The 7140-nt window shown below is 64.3% G+C and carries 9 protein-coding genes; 5 read left to right on the forward strand and 4 right to left on the reverse strand.

All coding sequences use genetic code 11. The features are described 5' to 3' along the window. The 4 genes from AAFX91_RS36945 to AAFX91_RS36960 form a co-directional block, all read left to right on the forward strand. Positions 1-200, forward strand: a 200-nt coding sequence (locus AAFX91_RS36945; RefSeq protein WP_394569794.1) for a hypothetical protein, incomplete at its 5' end; no start/stop codon positions are given. Further along, positions 197-946 (forward strand): electron transfer flavoprotein subunit beta/FixA family protein, encoded by a 750-nt coding sequence (locus AAFX91_RS36950; RefSeq protein WP_130583380.1) that lies wholly within the window; start codon positions 197-199, stop codon positions 944-946. The genes AAFX91_RS36945 and AAFX91_RS36950, both read left to right, overlap by 4 nt. Then, positions 947-1897 (forward strand): electron transfer flavoprotein subunit alpha/FixB family protein, encoded by a 951-nt coding sequence (locus tag AAFX91_RS36955; protein ID WP_394569795.1) that lies wholly within the window; start codon positions 947-949, stop codon positions 1895-1897. It abuts the gene before it with no gap. Between the two features lie 241 nt (positions 1898-2138). Next, on the forward strand, positions 2139-3020 hold the full coding sequence (locus AAFX91_RS36960) for a 3-hydroxybutyryl-CoA dehydrogenase (RefSeq protein ID WP_130582593.1): 882 nt from the start codon (positions 2139-2141) through the stop codon (positions 3018-3020). A 38-nt stretch (positions 3021-3058) separates the two neighbouring features. Here the strand turns inward: AAFX91_RS36960 and AAFX91_RS36965 are convergent, their stop codons facing one another. Then, positions 3059-3631, reverse strand: coding sequence for a cob(I)yrinic acid a,c-diamide adenosyltransferase (locus tag AAFX91_RS36965; RefSeq protein ID WP_282530236.1), 573 nt, complete (start codon positions 3629-3631; stop codon positions 3059-3061). 42 nt (positions 3632-3673) lie between these two features. Then, positions 3674-3868 carry a twin transmembrane helix small protein gene (locus tag AAFX91_RS36970; protein ID WP_035690040.1) on the reverse strand — a complete coding sequence of 65 codons (195 nt, stop codon included), beginning with the start codon at positions 3866-3868 and terminating at the stop codon, positions 3674-3676. 121 nt (positions 3869-3989) lie between these two features. Here AAFX91_RS36970 and AAFX91_RS36975 point away from each other — a divergent pair, with 121 nt between their 5' ends. After that, on the forward strand, positions 3990-4883 hold the full coding sequence (locus AAFX91_RS36975) for a YihY/virulence factor BrkB family protein (protein WP_130583378.1): 894 nt from the start codon (positions 3990-3992) through the stop codon (positions 4881-4883). Here the strand turns inward: AAFX91_RS36975 and AAFX91_RS36980 are convergent. Both AAFX91_RS36980 and gluQRS read right to left on the reverse strand, forming a co-directional pair. Then, complete coding sequence (locus AAFX91_RS36980; RefSeq protein WP_394569796.1) at positions 4810-6060, reverse strand: ATP-binding protein; 1251 nt, start codon at positions 6058-6060, stop codon at positions 4810-4812. The genes AAFX91_RS36975 and AAFX91_RS36980 overlap by 74 nt on opposite strands. An 88-nt stretch (positions 6061-6148) precedes the next feature. Continuing rightward, complete coding sequence (gene gluQRS, locus AAFX91_RS36985) at positions 6149-7021, reverse strand: tRNA glutamyl-Q(34) synthetase GluQRS (protein ID WP_394569797.1); 873 nt, start codon at positions 7019-7021, stop codon at positions 6149-6151. Positions 7022-7140 lie beyond the last annotated feature (119 nt).

The raw sequence follows: 7140 nt of genomic DNA on the forward strand, positions 1-7140 counted from the left end.
TGCCTGCGTCCACGATCTTCGAATCATGGTTGCCCATGGATTCAGAATCCTCAGTCAATTACAACTGTAATGCTAGAATGGGTTTGAAATCCCCGGGGCCGATTTTTGGCTTTCGCGCGTTGACCGCCGATAGCGGGACCTTTAGGTTCCGCGCCCAAGCCAATCAACCCCCTAATTTCAAAGCGAAAGAGGATCGATGAAGGTTCTTGTGCCGGTAAAGCGGGTCGTCGACTACAACGTCAAGGTCCGCGTCAAGAGTGACGGATCGGGCGTGGAGCTCGCCAATGTCAAGATGTCGATGAACCCGTTCGACGAGATCGCGGTCGAGGAAGCGTTGCGGCTGAAGGAAGCCGGCAAGGCGACCGAGGTCGTGGTGGTGTCGATCGGCCCGGCGCAAGCTTCCGAGACCATCCGCACGGGACTGGCGATGGGCGCCGACCGCGGTATCCTGGTCAAGGCCGAGGGCACGGTGGAGCCGCTCGCAGTCGCCAAGCTCCTGAAGTCGGTGGTCGAGGCGGAGAAGCCCGGCCTCGTCATCCTCGGCAAGCAGGCGATCGACGACGATAGCAACCAGACCGGCCAGATGCTGGCCGCGCTGCTCGGCTGGTCGCAGGCGACGTTCGCCTCCAAGCTCGAGGTCGAAGGTTCTGACTTCAAGGTGACGCGCGAAGTCGACGGCGGCCTGCAGACCGTGAAGCTGAAGGGCCCGGCGATCGTCACCACCGACCTCCGCCTCAACGAGCCGCGCTACGCCTCGCTGCCCAACATCATGAAGGCGAAGAAGAAGCCGATCGACGACAAGAACGCCGCCGATTACGGCGTCGATCTCACGCCGCATCTCGAAATCCTCAAGACTTCGGAACCGGCAGGCCGCAAGGCGGGCGTCAAGGTCAAGGACGTCGCCGAACTGGTGTCGAAGCTCAAGACCGAAGCCGGGGTTCTCTAAATGACGACATTGCTGATTGCCGAACACGAACACGAGAAGCTGAAGGACGTCACCAACAAGGCGCTGACCGCCGCCAGCCAGTTGGGCGGCGACGTGCATGTGCTGGTCGCCGGCGGCGGGGCGGGCACCAAGGCCGCGGCCGAAACGGCGGCGAAGCTCGCCGGCGTCAAGAAGGTGCTGGTCGCTGAAGGCGAGGCCTATGCCCACGATCTCGCCGAGCCGCTTGCCGCGCTGATCGTCTCGCTAGCGCCGTCTTATGATGCGATCGTCGCGCCCGCGACCTCGCGCTTCAAGAACGTGATGCCGCGCGTCGCGGCCCTGCTCGACGTCATGCAGGTTTCCGAGATCATCAAGGTGGTCGCGCCTGATACCTTCGAGCGTCCGATCTATGCCGGTAACGCGATCCAGACGGTGAAGTCCAAGGACGCCAAAAAGGTGATCACGGTCCGCACCTCGACCTTCGCGGCGGCGGGCGAGGGCGGCAGCGCGCCGGTCGAGACGGTGGCGGCTGCGGCCGATCCCGGTCTCTCCAGCTTCCTCGGCGAGGAGGTCGCCAAGAGCGACCGTCCGGAGCTCACCTCGGCCAAGATCATCGTCTCCGGCGGCCGCGCCATGCAGAGCCGGGAGAATTTCGCCAAGTACATCGAACCGCTGGCCGACAAGCTTGGTGCCGGCGTTGGCGCCTCGCGTGCCGCGGTCGATGCCGGCTATGCCCCGAACGACTGGCAGGTTGGCCAGACCGGCAAGGTGGTGGCGCCGGAACTTTATGTCGCGGTCGGCATCTCCGGCGCGATCCAGCATCTGGCCGGCATGAAGGACTCCAAGGTGATCGTCGCGATCAACAAGGACGAGGACGCGCCGATCTTCCAGGTCGCCGATTACGGCCTCGTCGCCGACCTCTACCAGGCGGTTCCGGAGCTCACCGAAGCGCTCGGCAAGCTCGGAAAATAAGCAAAGAGAACACCGGCCGGATGGTTCAGCCCCGGCCGGTGTTCTGTTTTTGAATGGCGTTTTCCGGCGAAGCAGGTACCCTCTCGCCGAAGCATGATCTCTACCCGGAGCGCCGCGTTGGCGCTAAGTGGGCGCCGGTTTAGGAAAAGATCATGCACTAACGTAAGACTTCTCGGATATTGGGGACATTGTAGGGACTTGGGCTAGGCGCGATGGACGCGCTGTCCCGGTGGATGACAACATGACGGTCGCAATCAAGAAGGTCGGCGTGATCGGCTCGGGCCAGATGGGTAACGGCATTGCCCATGTGGCGGCGCTTGCGGGTTTCGACGTGCTGCTCAACGACATTTCCGCCGATCGCGTGAAATCGGCGCTCGCAACCATCAACGGCAATCTGTCGCGCCAGGTGGCCAAGAAGTCCATCACCGAGGAGCAGCGCAAGCAGGCGCTGTCCCGGATCGTCGCGACCGAAAGCCTCGACGAACTGGCGGATTGCGATCTTGTGATCGAGACCGCGGTCGAGAAGGAAGAGACCAAGCGCAAGATCTTCCACGATCTCTGTGCGATCCTGAAGCCGGAGGCGATCGTCGCCTCCAACTCCTCCTCGCTCTCGATCACGCGGCTCGCTGCCTCCACCGATCGCCCCGAGCGCTTCATCGGCATTCATTTCATGAATCCGGTGCCGCTGATGGAGTTGGTCGAGCTGATCCGCGGCATCGCCACTGATGATGCGACCTTCGACGCTGCCAAGACGTTCGTCGGCAAGCTCGGCAAGCAGGTCGCGGTATCAGAGGATTTTCCGGCCTTCATCGTCAACCGCATCCTGCTGCCGATGATCAACGAGGCGATCTACACGCTCTATGAGGGCGTCGGGAATGTCGAGGCGATCGACGCGGCCATGAAGTTAGGGGCCCACCATCCGATGGGCCCGCTGGAACTCGCCGATTTCATCGGGCTGGACACCTGTCTGTCGATCATGCAGGTGCTGCATGAGGGGCTCGCGGATTCAAAATACCGGCCGTGCCCGCTCTTGGTGAAATACGTCGAGGCCGGCTGGCTCGGCCGCAAAACCCAGCGTGGTTTCTACGACTACCGCGGCGAAAAACCAGTCCCGACGCGCTAGAGCATATCCGGTTCTGATTGCATCCGCTTGAAAACGCTTTAGCGGTTCTGCCCGGGCACCCACAACACGTCGCCGGCGCCCTTGTCGTTCTGGAAGCGGCTGGCGACAAACAGGAAATCCGACAGGCGGTTCATATATTGGATGCCAGCCTCGCTGACCGGCTCGTCCGGCCTGGCCGCAAGTTCCACCATCATCCGTTCCGCCCGGCGGCAAATCGTGCGGGCGAGGTGCAGATAGGCCGCAGCCGGGGTACCGCCGGGGAGCACGAAAGAGGTTAACGGCGCAAGCTCGGCATTCAGCGTGTCGATGTCGCGCTCGAGCCGCTCGACCTGGCTCGCCAGCATCCGCAAACGCTCCGCCTTGCCCTCGCGCTGGGGCACCGCGAGGTCGGCGCCGAGATCGAACAGGTCGTTCTGGATCAGGCCGAGCATGCGGTCGAGCGCGGAGTTATCCGCAAGATGAAGCCGCACCACGCCGATCGCGGCATTGGTCTCGTCCACCGTGCCGTAGGCGCTGACGCGCAGATCATATTTCGGCCGCCGCTCGCCACTTCCGAGCGCGGTCGTGCCGTCGTCGCCGGTGCGCGTATAAATCTTGTTGAGCACGACCATGTTCAGCTCCGTGACTATCCCTCCTGCAGGGAGAGGTAAGAACTAGCGCCCCATCGCCCAGACCGCGAGCATCGCGATCACGATGGCGACGAATTGCAGCAAGACGCGCAGCCGCATCAATTTCTGCGAGGTGTTCGGCGAGCCGCCGCGCATCATGTTGGCGAGACCGAGCAGCAGGACCACCCCGACGGCGCCGACCGCGATCGGGAGAATGAACGTACTTAAGAAGGATGCCATCTACGCTACATAACACCGCGATATCCGAAGCGCCACATGGGGCAAATGCAACGATCTGGCGTTTGGCGCGATTATATCGGAAGCTGGTGTGCGGCTTGGGCTGGCCGGATCAGGGTGGGAAGTGAAGCAGGTTCGCTACGTCTACAGCGTCGTGATGGATGCGTTCTACACGTTCCTCGCCGACGACGGCTGGGCGATTGCGAGCCATATCGCGCTGTCGACCCTGATGGCGCTGTTCCCGTTCCTGATCGTGCTGACGTCCCTCGCCGGCTTTTTCGGCTCCAAGGAACTGGCCGACCAGGCCGCCAGCCTGCTGCTGCAGACTTGGCCGAAACAGGTCGCAGACACGCTGTCGAGCCAGGTCCACGACGTCCTGACGACCACGCGCGGCGACATCCTCACCATCGGCGCGGCGCTCGCGGTCTATTTCGCGTCCAACGGCGTCGAAGCGCTGCGGGTGGCACTGAACCGCGCCTATGCCGTCGTCGAGCGGCGGCGCTGGTACTGGCTCCGGCTCGAATCGATCGGCTACACCCTGATCGCCGCCGTCACCTCGCTCGCGATGGCGTTCCTGATCGTGCTCGGTCCATTGACACTGGAGACGGCACGGCGCTTCATTCCGTTCTTCGTCGAGAGCAACGAGCGCATCCTCAACATTACACGTTACGGCATCACGATCACGGCGCTGACCGTCGCGCTGCTCATCCTGCACGCCTGGCTGCCCGCGGGGCGCCGCAGCTTCCTGCAGATCCTGCCCGGCATCATCTTCACCATGGTGGCTTCGCTGATATCAGGCATCGTGTTCGGCCAGTACCTGGCGCGCTTCGCCAACAATTACGTCACGATGTATGCGGGGCTCGCGTCGGTGATCATCGCGCTGGTGTTCCTGTATTTCATCGCCGCGATCTTCGTCTATGGCGGCGAGTTGAACGCGGCGATCATCAAGTCGCGTCTGCCGAAGGGCGTATCGCTTCAAGCAGCGCAGTCGCTAAAGCACGCGGACTCACAGGCTTGACCAGGAACGCGTCGGCGCCGGCCGCGCGCGAGGCCGCCTCGTCCTCGCTGCGGCCGGAAATCCCGATGATAGGAATGCGGCCGAGCGGCGGCTGAAGCGCGCGGATACGCCTGATCGCCTCGACCCCGTCGATGCTGGGCAGCACCATATCCATCAGCACGGCGTCGAAGGCGCCCTGCGTGAGCCGCTCCGGCGCGGCTTCGCCCTCGCCGATGAACTCCGCCTGATGGCCGAGCTCGGTGAGGATGGTGTTGAGCACGACGCGGCCGAACGGATTGTCCTCGACGCTGAGCAGCCGCAGCGCGCGCGGCGACCCCGCCGGGACGTCGCTCCCTGCATCGCCTTTGGATGCGGCCGGTTCGCCGGCGGACGCCAGCACGATCGTCAGCGTGAAGGTGGTGCCGCCACCCCGCCGCTGCCTGGCGACGATGTCGCCACCCATGGCCCGCGCAAGCTGCTTGACCGAGGAGAGACCGAGGCCCGCGCCGCCAAAGCGCGAGGCGACCCGAACGTTGGCCTGCGAGAACGGACGGAACAGACGCTTGATCTCGGCGAGCGAAAGCCCGATGCCGCTGTCGGAGACGGCAAAGGCGACCCCGACCTTGCCTTTCACGGCGCGCATCGGCGTGACCTCGAGCGCGACTGTTCCCCGCTCGGTGAACTTGACCGCGTTGTCGATCAGGTTCTCCAGCGCCGCACGCAGCCGAATGGAATCGCCGACGGCGAAGGCGGGCAACTTTTCGGAGATATCGACCGAGGGCTGCAGGCCCTTGGCCGCCGCCCGCCCGGCGAGTGAATTCCCGGCGTTGCGGGCAAGCGTGCGCAGGTCGAAGAAATCCTGCCGGATCTCGAGACCGGGGCCACGGCTTCGCGCCGCATCGACGAACAGGGTCGCAAGGCTCGCCAGATGCTCGGCGCCGGCCTGGATCGTATCGACCCAGCGCCGCTCGCGCGCGTCGAGGTCGGAGGTCGCGAGCAGGTTGCTGATTGCGAGAATGCCGGTAAGCGGGGTGCGGACCTCATGCGCGAACGCCGCCAGCGCGGTTTCGACCACGCCGGGCCCTGCCTCCGCAGGCGCGCGCACGCGGCGTGCTTTTGCCGCCTTCAAGACACGCTTCCGCGACGGCGTCTTCTTGGGATGCCGAATGGTGCGCCCAACGCGCGATCTTGCCGCCATGATTCCCGTGAACCCTGCCCCGGCCGGCAGAATGGCATGCCGAGGCGGCCGGTGTCACGGAGACCTTTGGCCGACGGCCCTGGTGGTTCTAAGACAAGCCAACGAGACGACGGATATCAGCGGGCGTCGCGCCGTCGGCGCGCAGTTCCCGCAAGGCGGTCGCCTTGGTCGACTTCGACAGTTTCTGCCCGGCCGAATCGTGGATCAGCCGGTGGTGCCGGTAGGCTGGCGGTCCGATCCCGAGCAGCGCCTGCAGCAGCCGGTGCACGCTGGTCGACCAGAACAGGTCCTGCCCCCTGATAACGTCGGTCACCCCCTGCAGGGCGTCGTCGATCACGACCGAGAGGTGATAACTGGTCGGCGTCTCCTTGCGCGCCAGGATGACGTCACCCCACGCCTCCGGCCGGGCGGGTACGGTTCCGTGCTCGCCGGCCGGCCCCTCGCCCTGTTCGGTCCAGGTCAGATCTTTGACCCGCGCGCGAGCCGCCGCCATATTCAACCGCAGCGCGTAAGGCGTCCCGGCCTCGATCAACCGCAGCCGGTCGACCGCCGGCAACGATCGCGCGGCGCCCGGATAGAGCGGCGCACCATCGGGATCGCGCGGCCATGGTCCAGCCGCCTCGCGCTCGGCGACCAGACGTGCGATTTCAGCGCGGCTCTCGAAGCTCGGATAGAGCAAGCCCTGCGCGGTCAATTGCTCGACCGCCTTGCGATAGGCATCGAGATGCTCCGACTGACGCCGCACCGGCGTCTCCCAGGCGATGCCAAGCCACGCAAGGTCCTCGTAGATCGCAGTCTCGAACTCCACCCGGCAGCGCGTCGGATCGATATCCTCGATCCGCAGCAGGAATCGTCCCCCGCCCTCGCGCGCGAGATCAAAATTCAACAACGCCGAAAAAGCGTGGCCGAGATGGAGATAACCGTTCGGGCTCGGCGCGAATCGGAAAACGGGTGGCGACATTGTATTGGAATTCGTCATTGCCGGGCTTGACCCGGCAATCCATCCTCTAGGCCGTGTGGACTCTTGGGATTCTCAAATCAGATTGAACGTGATTCAAGGCTTTCTTTTAGGAGGAAGCC

The organism is Bradyrhizobium sp. 31Argb (assembly GCF_043638955.1).
Lineage (GTDB): Bacteria > Pseudomonadota > Alphaproteobacteria > Rhizobiales > Xanthobacteraceae > Bradyrhizobium.

Coding starts and splice junctions, on each gene's coding strand:
- AAFX91_RS36950 (WP_130583380.1), top strand. CDS start 197: ATGAAGGTTCTTGTGCCGGTAAAGCGGGTCGTCGACTACAACGTCAAG.
- AAFX91_RS36955 (WP_394569795.1), top strand. CDS start 947: ATGACGACATTGCTGATTGCCGAACACGAACACGAGAAGCTGAAGGAC.
- AAFX91_RS36960 (WP_130582593.1), top strand. CDS start 2,139: ATGACGGTCGCAATCAAGAAGGTCGGCGTGATCGGCTCGGGCCAGATG.
- AAFX91_RS36965 (WP_282530236.1), bottom strand. CDS start 3,631: ATGGTCGTGCTCAACAAGATTTATACGCGCACCGGCGACGACGGCACG.
- AAFX91_RS36970 (WP_035690040.1), bottom strand. CDS start 3,868: ATGGCATCCTTCTTAAGTACGTTCATTCTCCCGATCGCGGTCGGCGCC.
- AAFX91_RS36980 (WP_394569796.1), bottom strand. CDS start 6,060: ATGGCGGCAAGATCGCGCGTTGGGCGCACCATTCGGCATCCCAAGAAG.
- gluQRS (WP_394569797.1), bottom strand. CDS start 7,021: ATGTCGCCACCCGTTTTCCGATTCGCGCCGAGCCCGAACGGTTATCTC.